The 26,797-nt window shown below is 38.6% G+C and carries 32 protein-coding genes; 20 read left to right on the top strand and 12 right to left on the bottom strand.

The features are described 5' to 3' along the window. Nucleotides 1–267: 267 nt before the first annotated feature. The 9 genes from hutH (at nt 268) to JWR23_RS10480 (ending at nt 7,917) form a co-directional block, all read left to right on the top strand. Nucleotides 268–1,809, top strand: a complete 1,542-nt coding sequence (gene hutH / locus JWR23_RS10520) for a histidine ammonia-lyase (protein ID WP_299515906.1) — start codon at nt 268–270, stop codon at nt 1,807–1,809. 4 nt (nt 1,810–1,813) lie between these two features. Continuing rightward, on the top strand, nt 1,814–2,542 hold the full coding sequence (gene fabG, locus JWR23_RS10515) for a 3-oxoacyl-ACP reductase FabG (RefSeq protein ID WP_299515904.1): 729 nt from the start codon (nt 1,814–1,816) through the stop codon (nt 2,540–2,542). Beyond that, complete coding sequence (locus JWR23_RS10510; protein WP_299515902.1) at nt 2,539–2,955, top strand: 3-hydroxyacyl-ACP dehydratase; 417 nt, start codon at nt 2,539–2,541, stop codon at nt 2,953–2,955. Before fabG ends, JWR23_RS10510 begins: the two co-directional genes overlap by 4 nt. Beyond that, entirely contained in the window at nt 2,955–4,082 is a 1,128-nt protein-coding gene (locus JWR23_RS10505; protein ID WP_299515900.1) for a beta-ketoacyl synthase N-terminal-like domain-containing protein, read from the top strand. The genes JWR23_RS10510 and JWR23_RS10505 overlap by 1 nt, the downstream gene beginning before the upstream one ends. A gap of 165 nt (nt 4,083–4,247) precedes the next feature. Next, on the top strand, nt 4,248–4,814 hold the full coding sequence (locus JWR23_RS10500; protein WP_299515898.1) for a hypothetical protein: 567 nt from the start codon (nt 4,248–4,250) through the stop codon (nt 4,812–4,814). Further along, entirely contained in the window at nt 4,815–6,014 is a 1,200-nt protein-coding gene (locus JWR23_RS10495) for a beta-ketoacyl-[acyl-carrier-protein] synthase family protein (RefSeq protein WP_299515896.1), read from the top strand. 2 nt (nt 6,015–6,016) lie between these two features. After that, entirely contained in the window at nt 6,017–7,081 is a 1,065-nt protein-coding gene (locus tag JWR23_RS10490) for a beta-ketoacyl synthase chain length factor (RefSeq protein ID WP_299515894.1), read from the top strand. A gap of 9 nt (nt 7,082–7,090) precedes the next feature. Then, entirely contained in the window at nt 7,091–7,462 is a 372-nt protein-coding gene (locus tag JWR23_RS10485; protein WP_299515892.1) for a hypothetical protein, read from the top strand. Between the two features lie 269 nt (nt 7,463–7,731). Then, nucleotides 7,732–7,917 carry a GIY-YIG nuclease family protein gene (locus tag JWR23_RS10480; protein WP_299515890.1) on the top strand — a complete coding sequence of 62 codons (186 nt, stop codon included), beginning with the start codon at nt 7,732–7,734 and terminating at the stop codon, nt 7,915–7,917. A 210-nt stretch (nt 7,918–8,127) separates the two neighbouring features. Here the strand turns inward: JWR23_RS10480 and JWR23_RS10475 are convergent, their stop codons facing one another. The 8 genes from JWR23_RS10475 to JWR23_RS10440 form a co-directional block, all read right to left on the bottom strand. Continuing rightward, the gene (locus tag JWR23_RS10475) at nt 8,128–8,391 is read right to left on the bottom strand and encodes a phosphopantetheine-binding protein (protein ID WP_299515889.1); all 264 of its coding nucleotides are present in this window, start codon (nt 8,389–8,391) and stop codon (nt 8,128–8,130) included. 7 nt (nt 8,392–8,398) lie between these two features. Beyond that, nucleotides 8,399–9,688, bottom strand: a complete 1,290-nt coding sequence (locus tag JWR23_RS10470) for an ABC transporter permease (RefSeq protein WP_299515887.1) — start codon at nt 9,686–9,688, stop codon at nt 8,399–8,401. Next, nucleotides 9,688–10,443: an ABC transporter ATP-binding protein gene (locus tag JWR23_RS10465; protein ID WP_299515876.1), complete on the bottom strand. Its 756-nt coding sequence runs from the start codon at nt 10,441–10,443 to the stop codon at nt 9,688–9,690. The genes JWR23_RS10470 and JWR23_RS10465 overlap by 1 nt, the downstream gene beginning before the upstream one ends. Beyond that, the gene (locus tag JWR23_RS10460) at nt 10,434–11,456 is read right to left on the bottom strand and encodes a BtrH N-terminal domain-containing protein (protein WP_299515874.1); all 1,023 of its coding nucleotides are present in this window, start codon (nt 11,454–11,456) and stop codon (nt 10,434–10,436) included. Before JWR23_RS10460 ends, JWR23_RS10465 begins: the two co-directional genes overlap by 10 nt. 174 nt (nt 11,457–11,630) lie before the next feature. Continuing rightward, nucleotides 11,631–12,038 carry a hypothetical protein gene (locus JWR23_RS10455; RefSeq protein WP_299515873.1) on the bottom strand — a complete coding sequence of 136 codons (408 nt, stop codon included), beginning with the start codon at nt 12,036–12,038 and terminating at the stop codon, nt 11,631–11,633. Nucleotides 12,039–12,447: 409 nt separating this feature from the next. Further along, nucleotides 12,448–13,587 (bottom strand): beta-ketoacyl-ACP synthase III, encoded by a 1,140-nt coding sequence (locus tag JWR23_RS10450; protein WP_299515871.1) that lies wholly within the window; start codon nt 13,585–13,587, stop codon nt 12,448–12,450. A gap of 6 nt (nt 13,588–13,593) precedes the next feature. Then, a complete protein-coding gene (locus tag JWR23_RS10445) occupies nt 13,594–14,493 on the bottom strand; it encodes a hypothetical protein (protein ID WP_299515870.1) in 900 nt (299 codons plus the stop codon). Nucleotides 14,494–14,499: 6 nt separating this feature from the next. After that, nucleotides 14,500–14,988, bottom strand: coding sequence for a hypothetical protein (locus JWR23_RS10440; protein ID WP_299515869.1), 489 nt, complete (start codon nt 14,986–14,988; stop codon nt 14,500–14,502). Between the two features lie 130 nt (nt 14,989–15,118). Between JWR23_RS10440 and JWR23_RS10435 the strand changes: the two genes are divergently transcribed. The 7 genes from JWR23_RS10435 (at nt 15,119) to JWR23_RS10405 (ending at nt 20,019) form a co-directional block, all read left to right on the top strand. Further along, a complete protein-coding gene (locus JWR23_RS10435; protein ID WP_299515868.1) occupies nt 15,119–15,919 on the top strand; it encodes an SDR family oxidoreductase in 801 nt (266 codons plus the stop codon). A 42-nt stretch (nt 15,920–15,961) separates the two neighbouring features. After that, entirely contained in the window at nt 15,962–16,417 is a 456-nt protein-coding gene (locus tag JWR23_RS10430) for a 3-hydroxyacyl-ACP dehydratase FabZ family protein (protein WP_299515866.1), read from the top strand. Between the two features lie 14 nt (nt 16,418–16,431). After that, nucleotides 16,432–17,706: a beta-ketoacyl synthase gene (locus JWR23_RS10425; protein WP_299515864.1), complete on the top strand. Its 1,275-nt coding sequence runs from the start codon at nt 16,432–16,434 to the stop codon at nt 17,704–17,706. After that, complete coding sequence (locus JWR23_RS10420; RefSeq protein WP_299515862.1) at nt 17,706–17,963, top strand: acyl carrier protein; 258 nt, start codon at nt 17,706–17,708, stop codon at nt 17,961–17,963. The genes JWR23_RS10425 and JWR23_RS10420 overlap by 1 nt, the downstream gene beginning before the upstream one ends. Then, complete coding sequence (locus JWR23_RS10415; RefSeq protein ID WP_299515861.1) at nt 17,960–18,601, top strand: 4'-phosphopantetheinyl transferase superfamily protein; 642 nt, start codon at nt 17,960–17,962, stop codon at nt 18,599–18,601. Before JWR23_RS10420 ends, JWR23_RS10415 begins: the two co-directional genes overlap by 4 nt. 24 nt (nt 18,602–18,625) lie before the next feature. Next, nucleotides 18,626–19,540, top strand: a complete 915-nt coding sequence (locus JWR23_RS10410) for a hypothetical protein (protein WP_299515859.1) — start codon at nt 18,626–18,628, stop codon at nt 19,538–19,540. 116 nt (nt 19,541–19,656) lie between these two features. Then, complete coding sequence (locus tag JWR23_RS10405; protein WP_299515858.1) at nt 19,657–20,019, top strand: nuclear transport factor 2 family protein; 363 nt, start codon at nt 19,657–19,659, stop codon at nt 20,017–20,019. A gap of 130 nt (nt 20,020–20,149) precedes the next feature. Here the strand turns inward: JWR23_RS10405 and JWR23_RS10400 are convergent, their stop codons facing one another. Further along, nucleotides 20,150–20,524 (bottom strand): hypothetical protein, encoded by a 375-nt coding sequence (locus JWR23_RS10400; RefSeq protein ID WP_299515856.1) that lies wholly within the window; start codon nt 20,522–20,524, stop codon nt 20,150–20,152. Nucleotides 20,525–20,686: 162 nt separating this feature from the next. Further along, nucleotides 20,687–21,271 (bottom strand): hypothetical protein, encoded by a 585-nt coding sequence (locus JWR23_RS10395; RefSeq protein WP_299515854.1) that lies wholly within the window; start codon nt 21,269–21,271, stop codon nt 20,687–20,689. A 248-nt stretch (nt 21,272–21,519) separates the two neighbouring features. On the opposite strand from JWR23_RS10395, the gene ald reads away from it, so the two are divergent. From ald to JWR23_RS10380, 3 genes are all read left to right on the top strand, one after another. Next, nucleotides 21,520–22,647 (top strand): alanine dehydrogenase, encoded by a 1,128-nt coding sequence (gene ald, locus JWR23_RS10390; RefSeq protein ID WP_299515852.1) that lies wholly within the window; start codon nt 21,520–21,522, stop codon nt 22,645–22,647. Nucleotides 22,648–22,848: 201 nt separating this feature from the next. Continuing rightward, nucleotides 22,849–23,442 (top strand): 2OG-Fe(II) oxygenase, encoded by a 594-nt coding sequence (locus tag JWR23_RS10385; protein WP_299515850.1) that lies wholly within the window; start codon nt 22,849–22,851, stop codon nt 23,440–23,442. Between the two features lie 279 nt (nt 23,443–23,721). Next, nucleotides 23,722–23,895: a hypothetical protein gene (locus JWR23_RS10380; RefSeq protein WP_299515848.1), complete on the top strand. Its 174-nt coding sequence runs from the start codon at nt 23,722–23,724 to the stop codon at nt 23,893–23,895. Nucleotides 23,896–23,907: 12 nt separating this feature from the next. Here JWR23_RS10380 and JWR23_RS10375 read toward each other — a convergent pair whose 3' ends face one another. Continuing rightward, nucleotides 23,908–24,087 carry a hypothetical protein gene (locus tag JWR23_RS10375; RefSeq protein ID WP_299515846.1) on the bottom strand — a complete coding sequence of 60 codons (180 nt, stop codon included), beginning with the start codon at nt 24,085–24,087 and terminating at the stop codon, nt 23,908–23,910. Nucleotides 24,088–24,363: 276 nt separating this feature from the next. Next, complete coding sequence (locus JWR23_RS10370; RefSeq protein ID WP_299515844.1) at nt 24,364–25,593, bottom strand: DUF1015 domain-containing protein; 1,230 nt, start codon at nt 25,591–25,593, stop codon at nt 24,364–24,366. Nucleotides 25,594–26,373: 780 nt separating this feature from the next. Here JWR23_RS10370 and JWR23_RS10365 point away from each other — a divergent pair. Then, a partial coding sequence (locus JWR23_RS10365) for an ester cyclase (protein ID WP_299515842.1) occupies nt 26,374–26,797 on the top strand: 424 nt, incomplete at its 3' end.

Genomic DNA, 26,797 nt, shown 5'->3' with positions numbered 1-26,797 from the left:
GAAACACTTTGAAACAGTACAAAAGCTTTAGGTTAAATAGTATAAATATCTCATAATAAGAATTTTATGCTGTTTTATGGTTTTTTGCAAAAATAGGGTGAAACACCTGATGTGAAACACTTTTTTTAACTGAAACGAAGATTAGCTACAATTTTGATTTGCACCATCACCCTCTAATTACTAATCACTATTTTATATATTTGTCATCCATCACAGCAAACTATTAAGCTGCGTTTGGGTTTAAAGATTGATTATTAATATTTGCCTATGATAACTGTTGGACAGAGCGTCCTTACTTTAGCTGACTTTAACGATATTGTGTTTAATAAAAAGTCGGTTTCTCTATCTCCGTTAGCTTTAAATAAAATTGAGACCAATTTTAAATTTCTGCAAAGCTTCTCATCCAATAAATTAATTTATGGAATAAACACCGGTTTTGGCCCCATGGCGCAATACAGGGTAAGTGAAGAGAATTTGCTGAATTTGCAATATAATTTGATCCGCAGCCATAGTTCGGGTAATGGCGCATTACTTACTCCCGTGCTGGCAAAAGCTTTAATGATTGCCCGTTTAAATAGCTTAATACAGGCTTATTCTGGTGTGCATACGGATATAGTTGAACTGCTTAAAGAACTTATAAATAATGATATAACCCCATGTATCTACGAGCATGGCGGAGTTGGCGCAAGTGGCGATTTAGTGCAATTGGCCCACCTGGGTTTGGTGCTGATTGGTGAGGGGGAAGTAATATATGAAGGTGAAACCCGGCCAACTATTGATGTATTTAATAAACTAAATATAAAACCACTAACTATCCATGTACGCGAAGGACTGGCTACTATAAATGGTACATCAGCCATGACAGGTATTGGAATGGTTAATATTATCCAGGCAAAAAAATTATTGGGTTGGTCGGCTATGTTCTCGGCCATGACCAACGAGATTGTTGAGGCTTATGACGACCATTACTCGCACGAGTTGAATATTGTAAAGCACCATAAAGGACAAAATAAAGTAGCCGCTATGCTGCGCGATATTTTAAAGGATAGTAAAATGATCCGCAGCCGTACAGATCATTTGTATCATCCGGGTAATATTGACCAGGAGATTTTTGAAGATAAAGTACAGGAATACTATTCGTTACGTTGCGTAACTCAAGTGTTAGGTCCGATATATGATACCATTACGCAGGCAGAAAACGTACTGGTTAATGAGCTAAACTCGGTAAACGATAACCCGGTTATTGACCACATCAATCAAAATGTATTTCATGGCGGTAACTTCCATGGCGATTATGTTTCGTTAGAGATGGATAAGCTGAAGATAGCAATCACTAAATTATCTATGCTATCAGAGCGACAGTTGAATTATCTTCTGAACGATAAGTTGAACCTGAAATTCCCGCCATTTGTAAACCTGGGTGTTTTAGGATTGAATTTCGGGATGCAGGGCGTACAGTTTACCGCTACATCAACTGTTGCAGAAAATCAAACATTGTCGTTCCCGATGTATGTGCATAGCATCCCTAATAATAATGATAACCAGGATATTGTGAGCATGGGCTGTAATGCCGCTTTAATGACCGGCAGGGTTATAGATAATGCTTTTACGGTATTGTCAATCCAGTTAATGACCATATTGCAGGCTATTGATTATTTGGCCTGCCAGGACAAACTGGCGCCGCATACTTTGGATGTATATAACAAAGTTAGGGCAATATTCCCGAAATTTGTGGAAGATTCACCAAAATATAAAGATATAGAACGGGTAAAGAACTTTTTAGAAACTACTAATCCCGTAACAGGATAACACCATGAAATGTGCATTAGTTACAGGCGGTTCAAGAGGAATAGGCAGAGCTATCTGTGCTAAAATGGCTGCTATGGGCTATTATGTACTTATCAATTATAAAAGCAACACAGAAGAAGCTAATAAAACCCTTGAATTGATAAAAAACAGCGGCGGCAATGGCGAGTTGCTGCAATTTGATGTAGCTGATAAAGAACAAATTAAAGAGGTGCTGGATGGCTGGATAAATGCAAACGAAGGCAATGATATTGAAGTGCTGGTAAACAATGCCGGCATACGTGATGATAGCTTAATGGTTTGGTTGAAAGATGAACAATGGGACAATGTAATAAATACCAGCCTTAACAGTTTCTTTTATGTTACACGTTTAGTTTTGGATAGTATGATGCTTAACCGTTATGGCAGGATCATTAATGTAGTTTCACTATCAGGCATTAAAGGTTTACCGGGGCAAACCAATTATTCGGCCGCTAAAGCAGGTGTAATAGGGGCAACTAAAGCACTGGCGCAGGAGGTTGGGCGCAGCGGGATTACGGTTAATGCCGTAGCTCCGGGGTTTATTAAAACAGATATGACCGAAGGCCTGGACGAGAAAGAGTTAAGAAGAAGTATACCGGTTAATCGTTTTGGTTTACCGGAAGAAGTTGCCCATGCTGTAGGGTTTTTAGCATCAAAAGAAGCAGCCTATATAACAGCCGAAGTATTATCAATTAACGGTGGTTTATATTCATGATAGCGGGAGAAAGCATTTTATCATTAATACCTCAAAAGCCGCCATTTGTTATGGTGGACGAATTGTTATTCTCTGACGACAACATCACCAAAAGCAGCTTTAAGATTCCCGCAGATAATGTTTTAGTAATTAACGGCGAGTTTAGCGAAGCTGGCCTGATGGAAAATATGGCGCAAACCGCCGCTGCCGGTTCGGGCAATATGGCCCGTATTGAAAACAGGCCCGTTGCTAACGGTTACATAGGCCAGGTAAAGAATTTTGAAATATACAGCTTACCTCAAATAGGGGATGTGTTGTTTACAGAAGTGAAAATGGAGGTCCAGGTTTTTGATGCCGGTATTGTATCCGGAAAAATCTGGTGTAACGGGGAGGTGATTGCGCAATGCGAAATGAAAATATTTATCAACCAATAATGCCTGCGGTTTATATAGTTGCTGATAATATATACTCACCTATAGGGGTCACCACTGCCGAAAATTTTGAGCAGGTTAAACAAGGTATTTCCGGTATTAAGCAACATCATAATACCGCTTTAGCTGATGAGCCGGTGTATGCTTCGCTTTTTGATTACGCCGATTTTAAAACTGATAAGCAGTTAACATACACCAGGTTTGAACGTCTATTGATAGCATCTGTTGAAGATACTTTAAAAGACAGCGGGATAGAAGCCTCCGATAAAAAGACAGTTCTTATCCTATCGTCAACTAAAGGCAATATAAGTTTACTGGAAACCGATGCTGATGACCCGGGCTTAAAAGACCGCATTGCTATGCATACTTCGGCTAAGTTGGTTGCAGCGCATTTTGGTTTTGTAAACCAACCGTTAGTGGTATCAAATGCTTGTATATCCGGCATTATGGCAATACTAACAGGAATGCGGTTATTGCAATCAGGCCAGTATGAGAACGCTGTTATAGTAGGAGCCGATGTTATAACAAAGTTTGTGTTATCGGGCTTTCAATCATTCCAGGCAATAAGTACAGAACCATGCAGGCCATTTGATAAAAACAGAACCGGCATAACTTTAGGCGAAGGCGCTGCAACCATGATCTTGTCGTCAAACGCCGAATACAGCGATAGGATCAAGGTTTTAGGCGGAGCGGTAAGTAATGATGCCAATCATATTTCTGCGCCCTCACGCACAGGGGAAGAGCTTAAACAGGCAATTGAGAAGGCATTAAGCATAGCAGGGTTAAAAGCAGGAGACATTGACTTTGTCTCCGCCCATGGCACAGCTACAAGTTATAACGACGAGATGGAAGCGAAAGCAATAGCTTCAGCGGGATTGGATAAAGTACCTTTAAATAGCTTAAAAGGATATTACGGACATACCTTAGGGGCGGCTGGGTTGATAGAATCTATCATTTCTATCCAATCATTAAAACAAAACCTGATCTTACCAACTTTAGGATTTAAAACGATAGGGGTAAGTGACGCTATTAATGTTTGTACCGCTTTAACATCGGCAGCATTAAAAACCTGCTTAAAAACAGCATCGGGTTTTGGTGGGTGTAATGCCGCGGTGGTATTTAGTAAATGACCAATTAAACTTACGGAATTTTTAAAACTTCGTAAGTTTTCGCACTGCCAAAGTGACGTTTTTAAAAATATATTTATTTAATAATCAAATATTTATAAATTGTATTTAAATAATTACATAACATCATATTGCACCATTGTAAAAAATGTTGTTTATAAGAATGAAGTGCCGGTATTTGAAAACCGGAATGCAGATCTGCCAGCGTTCCTGTTATCTGCATACCAGCATTTCGGGTTGAATTATCCTAAATTTTATAAAATGGATAACCTGAGTAAGTTGGGTTGGATAGCTTCTGAAATATTATTAAAAGGCAGTCATATAAAAGATTACCAACCCGAAGATGTGGGTTTGGTTCTCTCTAACGCTAATTCAAGCCTGGACAGCGACCTGAAGTATATTAAAAGTGTAAGTGATATTCCAAGTCCGGCGTTGTTTGTATATACATTGCCAAATATTATGATCGGCGAGATATGTATCCGCAATAATTTTAAAGGCGAGGACGCGTTTTTTATATTTGAAAAATTTGATGCAGGGTTTATTGAACTATATGTAAATAATCTTTTAAATAGCAATGCTTTAAGCGCTTGTATTTGCGGATGGGTTGATGTATTTGAGGACGAATACAAAGCGGTTTTATTTTTGGTTGAAAAAGAAGAAAGGGATAACGCCATATTGTTTTCCAAAAAGAATCTTGACGGTATATTTGAAAATTTAGTAATTGATAAAGGATAAATGAGTTCATCAGTTTATGTTGCGGGTGTGGGTGCTATTACAGCGATAGGCAATAATGTGGCCGATAACCTGGCCGCTTTTGAGCGTGAGGAAGCTGGAATGGCTGAAATAACCTTGATAAACACTAAACTTCATGGACAAGTACCGGTAGCAGAGGTGAAACTTAGCAACACAGAATTAGCCGCTATAACGAATGTTTCTTCGCAACTGAGCCGTACTACGCTTTTAAGCCTGATAGCCGCTAAGGAAGCCTTAAATGATGCCGGAATAGCAAACCTGTCTTCATTACGCACCGGTTTTGTTTCGGCAAATACGGTAGGTGGTATGGATAAGAGTGAGGATTTCTTTGTAGAGTTTACAAAAGATAACAGCAAAGGAAAGCTGCGCAATGTATTCGACCATGAATGCGGCAGCATGACCGAAGCCGTTGCAAACGAATTGGGCCTGACCGATTACATGACTACTATCAGCACCGCCTGTTCATCCTCGGCAAACGCCATATTTTATGGCGCGAGGTTGATAAAGAATGATCTGTTAGATGTTGTAGTAGCCGGTGGAGCGGATTCGCTTACCAAATTTACGCTTAACGGTTTTAATACCCTTATGATATTGGATAAAGAATTTTGCAAGCCATTTGATGATAACCGTGAAGGGCTGAATTTAGGCGAGGGCGCAGGCTATGTTGTACTTGTTTCAGAAAAAGTTGCCAGAGCGTTAAGCAAGCCATTGTATTGCCAATTAAGCGGCTACAATAACAGTAACGATGCTTATCATCAAACCGCCTCATCGCCTGATGGTACAGGTTCATACCTGGCTATGCAGGGCGCGTTGGCAAAAAGCGGTTTACAGCCTTCGGATATTGATTATATTAATCTGCATGGCACCGGTACGCCTAATAATGACAGCGCGGAGGGTACCGCTATAAAACGTTTGTTTGATCCGCATTATCCTAAAATGAGCTCTACCAAATCATTTACCGGGCATACATTGGGGGCAAGCGGCGGGGTTGAAGCTGTGTTTTCTGCTTTGGCTATTAAGCACGGACTGATCTATCCCAATCTGCGTTTTGAAACGCCGATGAAGGAATTACCTTTTACTCCCGAAAAGCATTATTTAAAAGATCAAAAAATCAATCATGTATTGTCAAATTCATTTGGTTTTGGCGGGAATTGTACATCGTTAATATTTTCGGCTATTTAAATATGAAAATATATATACGATCTGCGGCCACTATATCAGCCCAAAAAACGTTTGGCGATGTTCCGTTTTTAACCGAGCCGGTTGAATACCAGGAAACTCGCCTGAAAGCGATAGAACCCGATTATAAGGATTATATCGACCCAAAACTAATACGGCGCATGAGCCATATAATCAAGATGGGTGTGGCCACGGCAAGGGAATGCTTAACCCAGGCTGGTATTGAAATGCCGGGAGCAATTATTACCGGTACCGCTTATGGGTGTTTGGAAGATACGATCACTTTTTTAACCCGGATAATTGAATTAGATGAAGAGATGCTGCCGCCAACCGCGTTTATTCAGTCAACCCATAATACAGTAGCGGCGCAAATTGCATTGATGCTTAAATGCCATCAGTACAATAATACATTTGTGCATAAGGGGCTTTCGTTTGAAAGTGCTTTGCTGGATGCTATTATGCTTTTAAAAGAAAAGGAAGCTGATAATATTTTAGTAGGTGGCACAGATGAAATGACCGATGCCAGTTTTACCATATTATCCCGGTTGGGGCAGTATAAGCGTTGGCCGCTATCTAATTTATCGTTGTTTAAAACCAAATCAAAAGGAACTATTGGAGGAGAAGGTGCCGCGTTTGTTTTGATAACAGATAAACCATCAACTGATAACCTGGCAGAGTTAACAGCGGTTAAAACATTTTATAAGCCAAAAAGCAACGAAGATGTTGAATTGAGAATTAATAGCTTTTTAGCTGATAACTCACTAAATATTGAAGATATAGACCTGGTAATCACCGGCAAAAACGGCGATCTGAAAAATGACGCGGTTTACGAAACTTTAACCCATTCGTTATTTGCAAATTGTTCACTGGCTAATTACAAACACCTTTGCGGCGAATATCCAACATCGGTGTCATTTGCTTTATGGCTGGCATCAAATATTATAAAAAGGGAAATTGTTCCGGCTATTGTTGCCGAAAATGCTATCAAAAACTCATCACCCAAAAAGATTTTGATCTATAACCATTACCAAAACAACTATCACTCACTAATGCTGGTTTCAGCCTGCTAACCTATCATCATGGTAAAAGAACCGCTGTTTAATATTATATCATTAAATCATGAAGAAAATACAGTTAGTGCTGCTTTAGAGATACATCAACATAATGAAATTTTCGAGGGCCACTTCCCCGATCATCCGGTAGTGCCCGGAGCATGCATGCTGCAGATAGTGAAAGAGGTATTGGAAAAAACCTTTGCTAAGTCTTTAAGATTGGTTAAAGCAGATAATATCAAGTTCTTGTCGTTAATTGAGCCGGGTAATGTTAGCACTTTGCAACTTAATTTAGCCTATCAATTAATAGATGGTGAAATTAAGATAAATGCAGGTTTAATGGCAGGTGAGGTGGTTTGTATGAAATTGCAGGGGACATTTCAAACAACCCAATCATAACATGCGCGTCATTGCAATGACGTGCGTGTTATTTAGGTATGCCTATAAGCGAGGTGCTTATGGTAGCACAAAGAATTAATTGTAAATAGAAGTTTTTAATAATAGTAGTCGGACGGACAACATACCCAACAACCCAACCCTCGCGCGTCATTGCGAGGAACGAAGCAATCTCTTCACGCGCTAATTAAATGCCCAAATGCTGTTAATGAAACAAAAAAGAAGTTTTATTTTGCACAATGATTTTTAAAAGAGGAGGTTGCGTTTATATAATGACCAATAAATATAACAAGGTTTTATATGTTGGTGTAACTTCTGAATTGCCGGGCAGGGTATGGGATCATAAAAATAAAACACATCCTTATAGCTTTACGGCTAAATATAATTGTGATAAGTTGGTTTATTATATTTTCTATCCAAATATTGAAGAAGCTATTTCTGCCGAAAAGGTACTTTAAAGGCTGTAGCCGAAAACATAAGCAACAGTTAGTTAATTCTATAAATCCTGAATGGAAGGATTTGTATGATTCATTACTTGAACAACATTTATCCTGATTGATTGGCAAGCGTAGAGATTGCTTCGTTCCTCGCAATGACGATTGACCCTTACAGCAATGACGCTCATTTATTATTTTTATATCCTGAATAAAATTTAAACCGGCGCTTAATTACTTCTTCCCGTTAACCTCAATATAATCAGCCATCGTATTAATATCAACCAACGCTTTGCGGCCCTCTTTAGGGTCCTTGATATCAATACCGTATTCTTTTTTAAGCAGCACAATAAGTTCCAGCGAATCTATAGAATCCAAGCCTAAGCCATCACCAAATAATGGTTCATCGTCTTTTATATCAGCGGGGGTAAGGTCCGTTAAGTTTAAAAATTGTATGATCTGTACTTTTAGCTGTTCTTTCAGCGCTTCTTTTTCCATGGGGTAATTATATCAAATTTTTTCTTTTCAATCCTAAATAAGTTAGGAATTGAATTATTACAGTAATAATAAATAAAGAACCAATATTGTTTAACACATCTTTTAATTGTGCGCCTTCTAAAAACAAACTATAATAAGCTTGCAGGCACCAATGCATTGGCGAAAAATTGGACAATGTTTTAGCAAGCCCCTGCATAGCAAAGCTTGGTACCATTAAACCGCCTATACAGGCCAGTATCACGATAGATATTGCGCCAAAGCCGTTGGCTTGCTCCTGTGTTTGGGCAAATACACCAACGCATATAGCGTAACTTACCGCGCACCAGCCGCAAACAAGTGTTACAATAAATAATGCGAATATATCCTGCGGTAAATTTAAAGCCGGCAAACCAATATAAGGGAATAGCCATATACCAATTGAGAATATCACAACAGCTTGAAGCAAAGTGACGCCCAGGTAAGTTACCTGCTTGGATAATAAGCCAACTAAATAATTTGTAGGCAATGTTTTTAAACGGATAAAGCTGCCGCTTACCTTTTCTCTCACCACACTGCCACCAAGCGACATAATAACGAAGAACATAGCAAATATGGTCCATGCAGGCACATTATGCTGACTGGCATTTGGTGTATTGCGTGTACCATCTTTGGAGACAGGAAGCATGTTAATGGTAGTATTACTATTAAGCATTTCGTTCTCTAAACTTTTAGGCAGTTCTTTTTCGTTTGATGAATAGTAAAGCGTCCTTAAAGTTTCACGGGTTTGTACCAATTGTAATGCGCTGCGGATTGCTCCCTGGATAGAAAATCGTAATGATTCCTGTAAAACGGGATTATAATATAAGGTAAGCGGGCCAATGCCACTTGTTTCTTTTTTTATAGTATTCTTAACGGTATCAGCCTGGCCGCTAAAAGCAGCCATAGCTTTATCCGACGCGCTTTTTGCTTTTGCATTTACTTCTGCCGAAAAGTTGGCCGGGATAACTATACCTAACAAGGCATCCTGGCTGTGCATATCATCTGATATGGTTTTTTCATGTCCCTTTGGTATTTGTGATACCTTGAACATACCTATCTTATCAATAGATTCAATTAATTGCACGCCAGACTTGCCGGTATCCATATTACATATCAATATGGGCAGCTTGTTTTTATTAACTAACTGGAATGTGCTGTTTTGTATACTGGTAACCACCACTACCAATATTATTGGCATAACAAACATTAACGAGATGCCTACCTTATCGCGAAGCAGAATGCGTATATCTTTCTTTATGGATACCCAGAGTTTAAACATTAGTTTCTGTAGGCTTTACCGGTTAAGTTTATAAACAATTCTTCAAGGCTATCATGCTTGTGTTCTTTTAGCAGATCATTAATATGGCCCTGTGTAATTATTTTTCCTTCGTCAATCATAGCTATTTGTTCGCAAAGATCCTCTGCTTCGCTTAACTGGTGCGAGGTATAAATTAGCGTAGTGCCATTTTTATTCAGCGTATGCAGATAATTAATTATAGCGTGCCGTGTTTGCACATCAACCCCTACGGTAGGCTCATCTAAAAACAATACCTGTGGGTTATGTATCACACCAATAGCCAAATTTACCCTGCGTTTCATACCGCCCGAGAATTTTTCGACGGCTTTGTTTCGTACATCGTCCAAACCTAAAATATGCAGCAGTTCGTTAGTACGGTTAGTTATTTCAGTTTTGTTTAACCCTGCCCACGCACCAAAAAACTCCAGGTTTTCGGCTGGGGATAACTCCTGGTAAAATGAAAAGTCCTGCGGAACAAAGCCAAATAGCTTATTTACTTTTTTATCTTGTCCGCCTGCTGTATATCCTAACAATTTTATGGCGCCCTCATCGGCTGTGAGTACGCCGGTCATTAAGTTCATTAACGTTGTTTTACCCGCACCGTTTGGTCCGAATAAACCAAAGCGTGTACCCTTTGGTATCTGTAAATTAAGATTGGTGAAAGACGGGTCGTCGTTATCGGGATAACGGAAGCTCATGTTCTCAATACTTACTGCAAAGGATTGGGCTACTGCCATTTTATATTTTTTAACGCTATAAAAGCTTTCTTTTCTATTTCGGCAATTTCTAACAGGTAATCGCCCATTATATTAAAATCTTCCTGGCTGCCAATACGGCCCTTATAAATACCCGCGGCCTGTACAGCAGCCGTGCGCCAAAGATCGCCGGAAGCAGTAAACGTTTGCGATATCTCCAACAAATCATCATTGGGGATATACCCATGCGCCTCCTGTAAGAACGCGCCATAAATATACCTAAATCCGCCGCCGCCTGTGCCTATTTCTTCCTGCATACGTACCAATTGTGCCAAATATAATCCGGCCTTTTTTAAACCTAAATTATCGCGCCATTTTTTTATTCTGTTGCCTGTGTACCTTATGCCATTTACCCCGGTAATAGGCCCGGCCATAGTAAGCATATTGCGCACGTTTTTTTCAATGCCGCTTTTAATAGCTCTCTTTACCTGGTCATCTGTAACCACTGTGTTTTCTTTTGGGTAATACAGCTGACCATTGGGTGCCAAAGCACCTTTGGCAAACCGTACACGCTCCAATTCATAACCGGTTAAAATGTTTGTATGTTCCATTACGGGGTCGCTCACCATATAGTTGCCATCTTCTATACCGTAAACAATTAAATTATGGGCGTTGAAATGAAAGCGATACTCTTTAGGGAAATAAGGTAAATAATAAACCCCAACCTGGCAGCCAACCGGATGACCGGCGGCTAAGCATTCATTCAGGAATTGTTCCGCAGCTTCTTTCGATCTGAATTTTTTACGAACAACCGGAATATTCAAAGCTTTGCACGTTCTTTTAAATATCAACCCCGGTAAGGTGCGGAACGCTATTACCGGTCCGTTGTTTATCTTTAATAGTGGTATATATACAAAGAACAATCCCGCGCCAATGCCAAAGGCCAATGGTTCGGTAATTTGCTGAACACCGGCGTTTTTTAACAGGCTCATGGTTACACCGTTTTCGCAGTGTGCCGCCTGTATGTGTTTAAATGGGAGCGTAGTTGTTAGCATTGACAGATTTAAGAAATAAATATTTTACCCTCTTTCCGCGCAGCGATGTCGGGGTGAGTAATCGCCACCAAGCTATTAACGCCTACCGTCCGCTCGCATATTTCACTCACCCGGTCTTTGCTTCGCTCGACCACCCTCTTTTCTCCTTTGGCGTAAAGAGGGGACTTTAAGAAACTATTCCTCATTAACGGTCATTGTTTTTAGATCAGGTATGCTTACATTAAAAACTTCGGCATACTTCTGTAGTTTTTTGTCGGATAGGCTATTAAACACATCCGGTTTTAAATGCCTCTTTACCTGCCATTGCCAAAAGCCGGTATAGCCTGCCAGTATTTGTACATCCATCAATCCTTTTTCCATAAAGAACAGGATCGGGCTCGCTTCATTATTCAGCACTTTTTGTTTTGCTGCCGCGATGCGTTCTTCAACATCGTGCCATGCTGTATCAAGAGCTGTTGTTTTTATATCCCAACCGTCGCTTAGTTGAGTAGTGTATTTACCAGATTCATCCGTAGCATAGCAAACCTCTTTGGTAACTTTGCCCAAAGCGCCCAGATCCTGCGGAACATCTTCTTTTTTCATATTGTAATATTAACCCCATTTGTCATTTCGACCATAGGGAGAAATCTTATGCACCATGCACGACGAACTTTGTATTTGCGTATAAGATTTTTACGCTATCGCTCAAGAGATAGTTCTCCTCGTTCCTCGTCGAAATGACATGGTTTTATTGTTAACTCGCTGTTTGTTTCAATAACCTGTTTCACTGTTGAAAAAACTGGCAATCGGCAATTATTTGATTATCAATGAAAAAACTTAAAATCATACTTAAAAATACTGACGGATAAGTTGTTACATTTTGTTACATCACTTTTTATCAATTATCTCATATACAGCATTTTAAGTCAAAATCTTGTTTCACTTGTTACATTTTGTTTCACATTTGCGTGAAACAAACTCATACCTAACCCGCACACTTTTTCCTTATAATTTAACAAACGGTAAGCATCGCATACATATATGAAAAACGCGAGCTTTCAGGAACAAGTAACAAAATCTTCTCGCCTTTTTTTAACCTACCGCTGTGGAACAGCTCATCAATCATCAAATAAACTGATGCCGCGCCAACATTCCCTACGGTGTACAGGTTAATAAACCATTTCTCGTAAGGGATACCCCCGCCATATATTTCAACCAGGTCGTAAATTTTACTCTTAAAGAAGTCGCTGGATATATGGGGTAGAAAATGGTCAATATCGCTTGCGGTGAGTCCTTTCTTCTCAAATATTTCCTTTATCTTTTTGCCGCCTAACGGCACTATATTATCACTTAACAAATTAATATCCTGCTTAACGCTGAATATAGACTTGGTCATGATCTCCTCGGGCGTATAATCCATAAACCCCTTTAATGTACCATCGGGTTGTTTATCACCGCCCATATACATACAGGTTTCCATTTCATTAGCATAGGATACACCCTCGATCCAATCAATACGCAAACTTAAGCCTTCTTTATTAGGCTCATCGCTCAATAAAAAGGCCGAAGCGCCGTCTGATAACATCCACCTTAAAAAATCTTTTTGAAAAGCAATGAATGGGTTATCGGTAAGCTCCTTTAGTTTCTGCGCCTCTTCTTCAAATACATCAGAAACCAATAAGCCCGAAAACCGTTCAGAACCTGTTGCTACTGCCAATTTAGCTTCGCCTGCTTTTATAGCCAAATAAGCAAATTTAAGCGAGTGCATCCCCGCGCAACAAACCCCTGATGGCGAAACTACCTCAATAGCCTCAGCCTCTGGCAACCAGCCATGTGTCATTACTCCGTGCGATGGCATCATTTGATCGGGTGAGGAAGTGCCGCAGGATAGCAACTCAATATCTTTTATTTTTTCGGGATCATCTTTAAACAAACCCTTTACTGCCAACGCGGTCATTTCGGCATTAGTGTGTGTGGGCTTGCCGCCTTTTGTTAGGGCATAATAACGTGTTTTTATACCATTATTGCGTAGTACTATGCTTTTTGATTTAGACGGTTTATCATTAATATAACCCAGGTACAGTTCCATATCGTCGTTAGGAACGGGTTCATTCGGTAAAAATGTAGAAGTATTAGTAATATAAACGGGCATACCTGTTTAATTTAAATTTAAATAATATTGTTTCTTCGCCTTAATACGTTTTGGCGAAGTGAATCTGAACAAAATCGCATCCAATGTTATCAATATAGGTGCGCCTACAAAAAAAGCAATTAACAGGTAATATTTATAGGCCCTTATCCATGGCAACTTGTTTTTTCGTTTAGAAATTATATTTGCCCAAACCTTGAATATTTTACCTGCGGTGCCTTCAATTATCATTAAGTTATAATTTAGTACCACCGCCTTTTCGGCGTCAAGCTCATTTTGTAAACCTTCCCAATCATTATGCTCTAAATGTGGTATAACGGTTTCACCAAATACTTTGGTATGCTTTATATCCGCATCTGAAACACCGGGAGGGGGGAAAATGTTTAGATATCGGTCTTTTTTTCCATGCAGCATCCAGTGGAAGATAGTAATAAAGCTAACGGGGTTAGGATGTGTATCAACTAAAGCGATGTTACCCACCAGTTTAGCCTCTGTGGTACGCAATAATTTTTTAACACGTACAAACGCGTTCAGCCACATATTACGCGCACCTGTTGCAGTTATAACAGGTGTGTTTTTTAAAACAGCCCTCAATTCCGGATTTTGCATTAAAGAATTAAAGGGTATACTGGGCGATAAGAACCAGGCCTGGTAGCCTAAAACAATCAGATCGTATTTCTTTTCTTTTAATTCAAACGGTTGTAGCGCGGCAGGAACATCTAACTGGCAATCGGGCATTACACTAAAAAAGGTATCTGCTGTCCAGGGGAAGGTTGGTTCGTTAACTAATCTAACCCTAACTTTTTCTACAGAAATGCCGGCATCAATAAGTGGCTGCGTAAAATTATCAATGATCTCACCTAACTGTCCGGATTGCGAATAATAAATAGCTAATACTTTTTTACTCATACTATCTTACAGATCCTGTGCGTGCAATAATTTTGAATTTTTGGTATAATCCATTATAGCGTTCTGTACTACCGGCGGCAGATTTTTATAAGCTTTCAAAATGATTTGTTTATCAGCTTCCAGGTCGGTACGGTACTTAACTATTTTAGGGGCGTGTTCCTGTATGGCAAAACGCAAAAAGTGAAACTCCACATTGTTGGTATCATTCAAGAACGCGGTTTCAAATTTTGTACGCCCGGCTTTAAAGAATTTTAGTTTCTCGGCAGGGCGCCCCATTAACCCGGCTTTACGCATTAGTAAAGCACCTTCATAGCCATCTTTTTCATTAAATGATGAGGCAGCTATAATATCCAGTTCTTTATTAACTATAGCTAAATTTCCAGAAGACATAGCATCGTAAAAGGCAGCTTTATCAAGTTTTTGCTGCCGATTTTTACTTAGAACAACCATACCCGGCAAAGTTAAAAGCAAGGCAAATATTATTCTGATTTTCATATTTAATTTTACATCAGTATCAACACAAATATAGCCAATTATACTACTTTGCCTAATTAAGTAAGCTGTATAGGCTGTAAATTAGCAAGATTTGAGTTACTTTTAGACTCAAAATATTTAAGAAGGTTAAGTGCATAATACTCAAAAACAATTTTCTGGCAACTGGGCCCTTATCTTAGGCGGATCGAGCGGATTTGGCTTTGCAGCGGTTGAGAAACTGGCCTTGCATGGTATGAACATAGCGGTGCTATACCGCGAAACTGCCGCAGCAGAAAGAGAGCTTAAACAAAAGTTTATAGCAATTGCAGCAACCAATGAGGTAACCATTTCTCCTTTCAATATAAATGCGCTTGATGCAACGGCTCGTGTAGCTTTTATTGAACAGTTTGCAAAGGATAAAAAGCATTCAGTTAAATTATTGCTTCATTCTATCGCCCGTGGGAATTTAAAACCATTAGTTAAGGATGGAGATAAAGAGGCGCTTACACAAGAGGATATACAGCTTACTACCTATGCCATGGCTACCAGTTTACTTGATTGGACAAAAGATTTATTAGCTGCCGATCTTTTTCATGCTGATGGCCGGATTATTGGGTTAACCAGCGAAGGCTCTGAAAAATACTGGGAGGGCTATGCAGCTGTATCTATAGCAAAAGCTTCATTAGAAAGTTTGACTACATATATGGCTGTTGAGCTGACTAAGTTTGGTTTAAAAACTAACCTGATACAGGCTGGAATAACTGAAACCCCATCCTTAAAAAGAATACCTGATAGTGAAAAATTGATAGCACATGCCCTTGCAAGAAACCCGTCTGGACGAATAACCACCCCGAAAGACGTAGCTAATGTTATATACCTTTTATGCACAGACGAGGCAGCATGGATAAATGGATCTGTAATTCATGTAGATGGCGGAGAACATTGCAGATAGTTATTTGTAGTAGGTAAGGTGCAATAAGTATTATAATTTATAATGAATGATATATTAAAATATTTACCATATAAGTCTTCTTTCCTGTTTGTAGATAACATTACTTCACTTGATGAAAATGGAGTAACAGGGGATTATACATTAAAAAGTGACGCTTTTTTTTACGAGGATCATTTCCCCGGTAATCCGATAACCCCCGGAGTTATTATTACTGAGATCATGGCGCAGATAGGTTTAGTGGTTTTGGGTATACATTTAATGGTTAGCGGTGTACAGCAGCGGGGAATTGCAATAAACGAAGGTTCATTCCCATTATTAACATCAACCAGCGTTGATTTTTTTAAAATGGTATTGCCCGAAGAAAAAGTTACGGTAACTTCAAAAAAGCAATATTTTCGTTTTGGTAAATTGAAGTGTTTAGTAGAAATGCATAATGCGGGTAATGAATTAGTGGCAAAAGGAGTATTTTCAGGCATTATAAAAAATGCTGTTAAATAAAGAATTAAGCAAGAATGAGTAACCGCGTTGTAATAACAGGCTTAGGTATAGTATCGCCAAATGGATTAAATATTCCCGATTTTTTGCATGCTATACAAAACGGTGTATCGGGTATCCGTTTCATTCCGGAATATGAGGATTTGAAATTTAATTGCCAGGTAAGCGGTGTGCCCGAATTTGAATGGGAGCAGCTACGCAACTATATTACAGAAACCAGCCTGTATGGCTTAAAAGGCAAAGGAATTGCTTACGGTATAAAAGCCGCGCTGGATGCATGGACTGATGCAGGTAATGAAATAGTAAGCGAAGATACTTTATGGGAAACAGGTTGTGTGTTCGGCAGCAGTGTTGCAGATACTGATGTTATAAAAACCGCCATAACCCGTGTTGATGCCCGTGAATCGAAAAAATTAGGCTCACGCGTAGTTGAGCAGATAATGAATAGCGGCGTTACAGCTTACATTTCGGGCAGATTAGGGTTGGGTAACAAGATCATTAATAACTCTGCCGCCTGTGCTACCGGTACACAATCCATTTTAATGGGTTATGAGTATATTAAGTTTGGCATGGCCAAACGTATGGTAGTGGGTAGTTGTGAGTATGTGGACCGTTATGTTTTTGGCGGATTTGATTCTATGCGTGTATTATCGCGCAAGTTTAATAATGAGCCTGAAAGGGCGTCGCGACCAATGAGTGCCTCGGCAGGTGGTTTTGTACCGGGTTCCGGGGCGGGGGCGTTAATATTAGAAGATCTGGATTTTGCCTTAGCGCGCGGAGCAAAAATTTATGGCGAACTGTTAGGCGGGGCAACCAACTCAGGCGGACAGCGCAATGGCGGCAGTATGACAGCACCAGGGCCTGAAGGTGTTGTTAAATGTATCAGGGAGGCAATTGCCAATTCAAATATAAGTGCCAATGATATTGATTTGGTGAGCGGTCATTTAACCGCTACTATTGCTGATAAACTGGAAATTCAAAATTGGGTACAGGCATTGGGCCGCAGTGGCGATAACTTTCCGATGGTTAATTCATTAAAATCAATGGTGGGCCATTCGCTTAGCGCAGCCGGATCAATTGAGACAGTTGCGGCTGTTTTACAATTAAAACATAACTTTGTACACCCTAATTTGAATTTAGAAGACCCTATCCCGGAAATTTTAGATATAATTGGGGCAAACAATTTGCCAACAATAAAGGTAGACAAGGAAATTAACACAGTTGCAAAGGCTAATTTTGGTTTTGGCGATGTTAACAGCTGTTTAATTATCTCAAAATATAAAAACGACTAATGGATAGAAAAGAAATTTTAAGTGAACTAAAAAAAGTATTGGCTCCGTATACAGAAAGTAAAGAAATGTTGGCCGAGATCAACGAACAAACAGACCTTATAAAAGATTTAAAGATCAACTCGGCCAACCTGGTTGATATTATTATAGATGCTGAAGCACAATATAATATTGAAATAGATTTTGACGCTGCAGAGAAAATGTACAACGTAGGGAATTGTATTGACGTAATTTCTGAAAAGATAAACAAACCCGCGTGAAAAGCGCCGGCAATGATATTGTCGCGCTAAACGTTATTGATAAACAGCGCACCTGTCAGCCTGTATTTTATTCAAAATTTATTACTCCTTTTGAGCTGGCGCTTTACCATCAGCCTCAAATGGCCTTTGAGATTTTTGTATGGCTTTTATGGTCTGTAAAAGAATCGGCCTATAAATACCTGAAAAGAGGCGATGCTAACCTTGTATTTTCTCCTTCAAAGATAATAGTTCAGGATATCGAAGTTTCCCGCGAATTTAGAAGTGATCGATGGGAAGGCGACCAATCAGTCGGGATGTTTTTTAAAGGAAATGTTTTGTATGACACACATACGCTTTATTTTAAATCAATCATTTATGATGAATTTGTAGCCACTGTAGTGAATGGCGAAAATAACTTTCAATATGTTTATTGGGGTGTGCAATTAATAGATAAGAGCGATAGTGTTAGCCAATCAGAAAATGTACGGTTATTCGTGTTAAATAAACTAAATAGCTTGTTTCCAAATTATGCGCTCAGCATAGATAAGGGTCCGGCAGGCTATCCAATTTTGTTTAATGATGGAAAAGAAATGGATATACCAATCTCATTTTCACATCATAATCGTTACGTTTCTTATTCATTTTTGAACTTAAAATAAAAATTAAATCTGCATTTTTACGGCATGTCATTCCTGTTGCGCCGATGTATATTCTTTGTTTTAATTGCAACTATTTTCTCCTGTAAATTCAAAGAAGAAGACAGGCATAATACATCATTTAAAAAGGTAACGGGTATTTACTATACCGAAGTTCGCAGAAACTTTGATTCGGGCCTGGCATTTAATCAGTACGGGTACCAGTTATCCTCTATATGGCGGCTAATGTTTTATTCTGATAGCTATGCAAGTGTATACAACCCAGATAAGAATATTTTTCTTAAGTTCCCGGTTACATTAGATCATGATTCTATTTTTAATATATCAGGTGCCTGGCTAAAAGCATTACAGGTAACAAAGGATAGTTTAAAATTACAGGTATTGCAGGTAAAGGGCAAATCCATCTATTGGGCGCGGTCCAATGTATACATGACCTTTTATGCGGATAACTATATAAAAAATGTGCTGCATAAAGATACTGTTGATCTAAGAAAACCACAGCGAAAAGACAGCTTGTTTATAATGAAGCGGATAGCCATGGTAAACGCTAATCCGGATAGCTCATTCGCTGCGCGTGAAACTGTTGTTTTTAAAAGCAAGAGTTCGTTAGTAAAAGTGAAAAAGGAAGCAGTGGCGGCAGATATAATGAATAAGTGGGATAACTCCGACGAATATATGTACCCCGAATACACCATAACTATCAATAAAGCGTATCAGGATTTTTCTTATTCGTTTTTAGCAACGGTTGATACACAAGGGCAATTACATTTTCAGCGATCATTAGTTTATGTATTTCCTGAGTTTGAAAAATCGACCATAAGAATAATAAAGGGTATCATTGATGGATACCTTAAGTTATATGTACAGGTAACTCCAGGTAAAACACTTCAAATACCTCACAATAGCGCTGTTACTTTAAATGTTGTTGGTAAAAAGGGTTAGTGATTGAATGTAGATGTATCAGCCTGAAAAGTTAACTTAAATTTAATTAAGAAATAAGGCTGGTCTGTTATAAAAATTATAGCTTTACTTAACATAACCACCTAAATTAAAATAGTATGACCACAAAAGAAGTAGCAAACAAATTAGTGCAATACTGCCGCGAAGGCAAAAATGTTGACGCTATTAATGAGCTGTATGCCGATAATATTGTAAGCAAAGAAATGGAAGGCGCGCCAAGAAACGTAACTAAAGGTAAAGCCGACGTTTTAGCTAAGACAGTAGAATGGTATAGCAGTGTTGAAGAAATACACAGCGGCGAGATATCAGATCCGTTAGTTGCAGGCAGCCATTTTACAGTTACTATGGATATGGACGTTACCTACAAAAAAAGCGGCCGTATGCCAATGAGCGAAATTGCTGTTTTTGAAGTTAAAGACGGTAAAATTGTTGCAGAACAATTTTACTATAATATGGGATAAAAACACATTTTATCATTTTTACGGGGAGCGGGGAAAGCTTTTTCTTAAGTGATAGTTAAAAATCTTAAATGAGCAACAGGCACCCCAGCGCTCGTTTAAGATTTCTCACTATAGTTCGAAATGACATAGACTATTTCTTAACTGCTGGTTTTGCAGGAGCCTGTGTGCCAGTTTTTGCTACAGCTTTAGCAGGTGCGGTTTTCGCTTGTGCAGTAGTAGTGGCTTTTGCCGGCTCGGCTTTTGTTGTTACAACGGGCGTTTTTGCAACGCTTACAGGTGCAGGTGTTTTAGCAAGGGGCAGTTTAACAGTCTTATCAGTTGTTAATCTGGATAGTTTTTTGGCCAGGTTTTTAGCAGCTTTTTCAATTGATTTTTCTGCTTTCTTTAGTCCGGGTTCAACCTGGTTAACTAATGTTTTTATTTGAGCGGCAATTTTATCACTTAGATCTTTCTTAAAAGCTTTCTTTGCTTTTTTTGCTATAGCATTGATTTTAGTCTTTTTCATTTGAAGGTATTATGGAAATTAGGTATGGTTGTAATTTTTATTTGACAAAAATAGATTAATTTAATGTTTGTTTAATATTATGTTTATGTTAACAACCATTTCAATGTTAAGTGTTCTTTTAAATTTATTAATGATAATTTGCTGGTATTAAGCTTTTTAAAATTAAAAATTTAATATCATTCCAATCTTTTGACCATCAAAAGTGACTGGGTTTCTAATTAAAAAATCCCGCAGTTTATTGCCTGCATGTTTTTCAGAAGTATACATAACAGCATCAAACAATAGTAAAAAGCTCCCTTGTAAAATTATTGCAGATCCGTATCCCCGTGATTGATCTGAGTTCTTTACGTCACCACGGTGCTTTAGGTAAAATCCGGCTCCTAAATAAGCCACATCCAGGCAACCATTAACCAGGAATATCTTTTCTATTTGTAATTGTTCTTTCAAACTTTCTTCTGCCGTATAATATTTGTTTCTGTCTTTTTGGGCGCTTGTATAACCTGCCAATGCTACACCCAGGTTGGCAACGTTCCATATCGTATTCATTTGATGAAAGTATTTGGTAGTACCATTTGTACTTGCCCAGCCAATACCGCCTGCTACAATATTAGCAACGGCCCAAGTGCCTAAAACCTCCATACCTGTATTTTTAATATGGTTGCGGGTAAAGTTTAGCGTTTGCAAAGTATCCTGCCCAAATGAATTTAAACAAACACCCAGAAAAATAATTAATATAAATTTTTTCATGTCAATTGATACTTAAACCCTCATCATTTTGCTTTGTTTTGTCATTACAGATTAACAAATATCCATTATCTCAATTAATTAATTACAAACACCTCAATGGTAGATTATTTACTTATTTTTGCAGCCTGAATTTAACTGACTCAGAATTAACATCGCTAAAAAAATATTATCCCATTAATTGAGGAACTAAACCTCATTTATGGCATTGATATTAGTTTAGTTTATCTCATAATGTAACTATTTTAAAAATGACAATTGGCGTTCCGAAGGAAATTAAAAACAACGAAAACAGAGTAGCCCTTACACCAGCAGGTGTTGAAGCATTAATAGCCGCGGGGCACGTAGTAAGTATTCAGAAAAGCGCGGGCGAAGGTTCTGGTTTTACCGATGCAAGCTATCAAAAGGCTGGTGCAACCCTTGTTAATACCGCTAAAGAAGCGTGGGCAACACAGATGGTAATGAAAGTAAAAGAACCTGTTGAAAGTGAATTTCAATATTTCCGTAGCGATCTTATCCTGTTTACTTATCTGCATTTAGCTGCCGAACCACATTTAACAACAGCTTTATTAAAAAGTAAGGTAACAGCTATAGCCTACGAAACTATACAATTACCTAACGGAACATTGCCATTACTAACTCCAATGAGCGAAGTTGCAGGCCGTATGTCTGTACAGGTTGGCGCAAGCTTTTTAGAGAAACCAAACGGCGGTAAAGGTATTTTGTTAAGTGGTGTACCAGGTGTGCGCCGTGGCAGGGTAACTATTATTGGCGGTGGGGTAGCAGGAACAAACGCTGCTAAAATTGCTATAGGGTTAGGTGCCGATGTTACTATTATAGATAATAACCTTGACAGGCTGCGCCAGCTGGATGATATATTTGGTTACCAGGTATCAACCCTGGCATCAAACTCAAGCAATATTGCAAAAGCCGTTAAAAATTCAGATCTGGTAATAGGTGCGGTATTAATTCCGGGCGCTAAATCGCCTAAATTAGTTACCGAAGCTATGATAGTTACCATGGAACCGGGTTCGGTTATTGTAGATATTGCCATTGACCAGGGTGGAATGTTTGAAACTGCCGATCATGCTACCACCCATGATAACCCGGTTTATGTTAAGCATAATGTATTGCATTACTCGGTAGGTAATATGCCTGGTGCTGTGCCAAATACATCAACCATAGCACTTACAAATGCTACATTGGGTTATGCATTACAAATTGCTAATAAAGGCTACAGTAAGGCATTTGCAGATAACCCCGCATTATTAAAGGGACTAAATACCTTTGAGGGCTCGGTAACCTACAAAGCGGTGGCTGATGTTTATCAATATCCTTTTAAAGAAACTACTTTTAAAAACAACTCAATTTTAGTTTAAATACAATTGTCCGGAACCATGTTGTTCATTCTTTGTTGAATGATATAACATGGTTTTTAATTTGATATATGCTTGAAGAAACCATTGGGCCAAGAGTAGAGAAGATGAGGAGTATTAAGTATAACACTATTGCATATACAAACACCGCGAATAAAAGGTATATTGACACCATACAGGCATGTTACTAATACACTGCGCTAATTGGAGAAAATATTTGATACCCTTATTGATAGTTTTATAGATGATAAGGTAGGTATTGTACAAAACTTTATCGATGCAAAGCTTTCGTCGCACCTAAAAGATAATTTGACTGCTATCTATGCAGCAAAGCTTTTTAAATCTGCAGGTACCGGGAATGATAATGAACAGATACGCGATGGGTCTGTTAGGAGTGATATGATTTATTGGCTGGATAGAAAGCATAACGATTACTATGAAAATACATTTTTTGACGTGATAGATAATTTTGTAAATTATTTAAATGATACTTGCTATACGGGTATTACAGGTTATGAGTTTCATTATACCTTATATCCAAAGGGTAGCTTCTATAAAAAACATTTAGATCAATTTCGCACCAACGATAGCCGAAAGTATTCTATGATAATTTATTTAAATGCGGGATGGCTGGAAACCGACGGCGGAGAACTACGTATTCATCATAAAGACAGGTTGCAAAATATTTTTCCTGAAAATGGTAAAAGTGTTTTTTTTAAAAGTAACGAATTAGCGCATGAAGTTATATGTACCCAAAGGCCCCGAATGAGTATAACCGGCTGGTTAAAAGTTAATTAATTAGGTACTATTTATAAGTAACATATTGACAGTACAGCAGCTCATATGTGCTGCTGTTTTTAAGAACACTATTGACGGAAAGAGTTTATAAAACTATTCAATTTGATTTGGTTTTTATCAATTTGAAAGGGGGTAACTATTATCTGTAAAAATAAAAAACGTTGTTTAAATTCATTAAACCACATTTTTGGTTTAATGATATATTTTCGGCACTCTTTTTGGATAGAATAATATACAATTCAAAAAAATATTAAGATGCTGTTTATTACTATAAAAATCGTGTTATTATTAAGTTCAATTGTAATACCATTGGGTGCTCAAAAAACTAAACCAAACACCAATTTTAAATTCAGAATAGATACCGATACAAAAGATGCGCTATACGCAATTAATGTAAACGGAATGCTTGAAAAAATTCAGCGTAGCAGCATGTCAGATCAGGTTGATTTGTAAAAACTGGTTATGTTAGTTAAAAGGTGATGCCCACTTTTTGTTCATATAAACATCCTTTCCGCTTAATGTGGCCAGGAAAGCTGCTAAAGCGTCCTTTTGTTGTTGGCTCAATCTTAAGTTTTGTGGTTGCCCTCCGGGTAATAGTTTAGCATCAAAGTTAGTATTAGCCCGGGCTAACAATAATATGGTCATAATGATTTATTACAGCCTGCAGATTACTTAAACTACCATCATGCATAAAAAGCCCGTTTGATTTACCTGTTGGAATACATTCCTTAAAGATGGTGGGTTGGTTTGGTAATATCAATTAATAATGGATTACCTGCCACACCAATAATACCGTTATTGTGTGATGTGTATGCTGCGTATAAATTGCGACAACACATTTTGCATACGCGTAGGCGTAATGGTAGCATCGCCATAAACAAAAATAAACAGCTCCTTATAATAATCAATAGCTTAGTATTCCTAATGAAGGGGTTGGTGTTGATATAAGATTAAACCATAGGGAACTTTGGGGTCGATCCAGGTGGATTTGGGCGGCAAGATATTTCCGGCGTCCGCAACCGCTATCAATTCGTCTACCGTTAACGGGCAAAGCGTAAAGGCTACCGCGTAGGGATGTCCGGCTATAAACGTCAATAATTCATCCATTGCCTGCCTACCGCCGATGCATTTTAGTCGTTTGTCTATTTTAGGATCGGTTATACCAAAAAGAGGCGCCAAAATTCTATCCTGTAAAATAGCGGCGTCAATACTGTCCGCCAACGTTTTATGGGCATAGGTATTTGGTTTAGACAGTAATTTGTACCAGTTACAATTAAGGTATAATCCAATGTGATGAATTTCTTTTGGCTGGAAAAACTGATCAGTCGGCTGTATATAAAAATGCGGTAGCAATTGCTTTAGAAATGCCATGCTGTCCAACGGCTCTTCCAAAACCACTGTGCGGTCATATTCCTGTATGCGTAATTCCGTGGTGGACATGTACAAAGAGGATAACGTATCGTAAACCGGCTGGCCGAAACTGTGACCAGTTCCGGCGAGTTGAACAGCAGACTCCAACCGATGGTGGCCATCGGCTAAATAAACTTTATCAATTAAAGCAAAAGCATCAATTAATTGTTGCTGAACTTTACTGTCCTCAATCTTCCAAAGTCTGTGTACGCCGTAGCTATTTCCAAGAGTGCTATGCTTTTGCTTTAATTTGGTATTCTCAATGATCCGGTCAATTGTCGGATTGGGTATATAGGTCAGTAAAACCGGACTTCCTTCCAACCGGGTATGCGCGCGATAATTCTTTAGCCTGCGTACGCTATCTTCCAGGGTTAGCTCATGTTTTTTAATGTTTCCGCTCCGGTAATCCTCAAGCCCGGTCAATGCCCAGATGCCTGTTTGGCGATAAGTGGGATGCTCCACTTCGTAGACATAAATGCCCGGTGTTTCCTCTTGTACCAGTCTATGAGTTTCGAGTAAATGGCGCAGCGTCGCATTGATGGTTGAATAGGCGGCTGCCTGGCCTTCCGGCGTTTCGGGCCTTAGCCTGGCACCGGTTTCCAGCAGATCTTTTAAAGGCAGTAGCGGCTCTGGTTTTTGATTGCTGCCGGCGACTGATTCTGCCTGCGGCTTGGTCAAAACCAGTTGATCCGCATAAGCGGGATTGGGCAATATGGCTTTAAAGGGGATAATTTGCGCCATCGTTTTTCAATTAGCATAATTTAGTAGCCTCGTGTCGATGTTATTAGATTATGGGTTCTGGATTTAAACTTATGGAGTAAAGGTTCTGTTTTTTGGTCGCAAAAACCATATTAATATAAATATTAGGAACAAACGACTATGAAATTATTATTTTTTTATGGTTTAGATTTTTTGACCACATAATTCGCCTTTATTTTAATAAAAACGAGCATTTATAATCTTTGTTTTACCCTGTGTTTCGTTCATGAGGCAAAACAATCGGGGCAAATTGTAAGCCCTGCGTGTCTGCCAGTTCCACTATCTGAGCAGAGCTTGTCCCGATTTAATCGGGATGCTACCTTTAACAATAAATCCCTTCTTGAGAAAAGGATTTGAGCGAAAGGCGAGATTTCCTAATCAGAAAAATACCGGAAGGCACAGTACCCTTTTTGAACTTATTAAGAGAATCAGGACATTTTTTAAAACAAAATTACTTTTAAGCTGTATTGAATTAGAGAAGTTTTCTTGTTTTCTCATTTTCATAACTACCATAGAGCTATTTCAGCCAATAACCTTTCAATCAAACCGCATTTAAAATTTATTAATTAAATCTAAAAAATTGAAAGGAGATAAATTATGAAAGGAAATAATTTAAATGTTAGGTATTATTTGGCCCTTATTGGCATTTTCAACAACTAATAAAGTTATTTAGAATTTGTAAGCTATAAGAACAAGCAGGGCCAAAACACATAAAGGGAATGCCCACCCCTGTAGATGGGCGCATAACCATAATTAAAAAAAATGCAAACACAATCAAAAACCACAGCCCCTGTTGAAAGGTTTTTCAACGAGGTGATTAACTTGCACCAACCGGAAGTATTAGACCAGCTTTTGAGTACCGATTTTATTAGCCATGATTACCCTAAACCCCATGCCAATAATAGCAGAGTATCATTAAAAGAGGGGATGAATGCTATGATCAAGGCATTTCCTGATATCAATATAAAGATAGAAGATATGAGGGAATCTGGAAATGAAGTAGTAACCCGTGGCGCCTGGACGGGCACACAAAAATCTGATTACATGGGAATTGCAGCAACAAATAAAAAGGTAAATGTCCATTTTATCGATATCTGGAAAGTTGAGGATGGCAAACTAAAGGAAAATTGGGTACAGATGGATACAATGGAATTGATGCAGCAACTGGGCAAGATACCGCTTTCCT

Source organism: Mucilaginibacter sp., assembly GCF_028288205.1.
Lineage (GTDB): Bacteria > Bacteroidota > Bacteroidia > Sphingobacteriales > Sphingobacteriaceae > Mucilaginibacter.
This window is presented reverse-complemented; position numbering and strand designations above follow the sequence as displayed.

Bases quoted from the DNA above. Each gene is read 5' to 3' on its own strand.
- hutH (WP_299515906.1), top strand. From the start codon at position 268: ATGATAACTGTTGGACAGAGCGTCCTTACTTTAGCTGACTTTAACGAT.
- fabG (WP_299515904.1), top strand. From the start codon at position 1,814: ATGAAATGTGCATTAGTTACAGGCGGTTCAAGAGGAATAGGCAGAGCT.
- JWR23_RS10510 (WP_299515902.1), top strand. From the start codon at position 2,539: ATGATAGCGGGAGAAAGCATTTTATCATTAATACCTCAAAAGCCGCCA.
- JWR23_RS10505 (WP_299515900.1), top strand. From the start codon at position 2,955: ATGCCTGCGGTTTATATAGTTGCTGATAATATATACTCACCTATAGGG.
- JWR23_RS10495 (WP_299515896.1), top strand. From the start codon at position 4,815: ATGAGTTCATCAGTTTATGTTGCGGGTGTGGGTGCTATTACAGCGATA.
- JWR23_RS10490 (WP_299515894.1), top strand. From the start codon at position 6,017: ATGAAAATATATATACGATCTGCGGCCACTATATCAGCCCAAAAAACG.
- JWR23_RS10485 (WP_299515892.1), top strand. From the start codon at position 7,091: ATGGTAAAAGAACCGCTGTTTAATATTATATCATTAAATCATGAAGAA.
- JWR23_RS10480 (WP_299515890.1), top strand. From the start codon at position 7,732: ATGACCAATAAATATAACAAGGTTTTATATGTTGGTGTAACTTCTGAA.
- JWR23_RS10475 (WP_299515889.1), bottom strand. From the start codon at position 8,391: ATGGAAAAAGAAGCGCTGAAAGAACAGCTAAAAGTACAGATCATACAA.
- JWR23_RS10470 (WP_299515887.1), bottom strand. From the start codon at position 9,688: ATGTTTAAACTCTGGGTATCCATAAAGAAAGATATACGCATTCTGCTT.
- JWR23_RS10465 (WP_299515876.1), bottom strand. From the start codon at position 10,443: ATGGCAGTAGCCCAATCCTTTGCAGTAAGTATTGAGAACATGAGCTTC.
- JWR23_RS10460 (WP_299515874.1), bottom strand. From the start codon at position 11,456: ATGCTAACAACTACGCTCCCATTTAAACACATACAGGCGGCACACTGC.
- JWR23_RS10455 (WP_299515873.1), bottom strand. From the start codon at position 12,038: ATGAAAAAAGAAGATGTTCCGCAGGATCTGGGCGCTTTGGGCAAAGTT.
- JWR23_RS10450 (WP_299515871.1), bottom strand. From the start codon at position 13,587: ATGCCCGTTTATATTACTAATACTTCTACATTTTTACCGAATGAACCC.
- JWR23_RS10445 (WP_299515870.1), bottom strand. From the start codon at position 14,493: ATGAGTAAAAAAGTATTAGCTATTTATTATTCGCAATCCGGACAGTTA.
- JWR23_RS10440 (WP_299515869.1), bottom strand. From the start codon at position 14,988: ATGAAAATCAGAATAATATTTGCCTTGCTTTTAACTTTGCCGGGTATG.
- JWR23_RS10430 (WP_299515866.1), top strand. From the start codon at position 15,962: ATGAATGATATATTAAAATATTTACCATATAAGTCTTCTTTCCTGTTT.
- JWR23_RS10425 (WP_299515864.1), top strand. From the start codon at position 16,432: ATGAGTAACCGCGTTGTAATAACAGGCTTAGGTATAGTATCGCCAAAT.
- JWR23_RS10420 (WP_299515862.1), top strand. From the start codon at position 17,706: ATGGATAGAAAAGAAATTTTAAGTGAACTAAAAAAAGTATTGGCTCCG.
- JWR23_RS10410 (WP_299515859.1), top strand. From the start codon at position 18,626: ATGTCATTCCTGTTGCGCCGATGTATATTCTTTGTTTTAATTGCAACT.
- JWR23_RS10405 (WP_299515858.1), top strand. From the start codon at position 19,657: ATGACCACAAAAGAAGTAGCAAACAAATTAGTGCAATACTGCCGCGAA.
- JWR23_RS10400 (WP_299515856.1), bottom strand. From the start codon at position 20,524: ATGAAAAAGACTAAAATCAATGCTATAGCAAAAAAAGCAAAGAAAGCT.
- JWR23_RS10395 (WP_299515854.1), bottom strand. From the start codon at position 21,271: ATGAAAAAATTTATATTAATTATTTTTCTGGGTGTTTGTTTAAATTCA.
- ald (WP_299515852.1), top strand. From the start codon at position 21,520: ATGACAATTGGCGTTCCGAAGGAAATTAAAAACAACGAAAACAGAGTA.
- JWR23_RS10375 (WP_299515846.1), bottom strand. From the start codon at position 24,087: ATGACCATATTATTGTTAGCCCGGGCTAATACTAACTTTGATGCTAAA.
- JWR23_RS10370 (WP_299515844.1), bottom strand. From the start codon at position 25,593: ATGGCGCAAATTATCCCCTTTAAAGCCATATTGCCCAATCCCGCTTAT.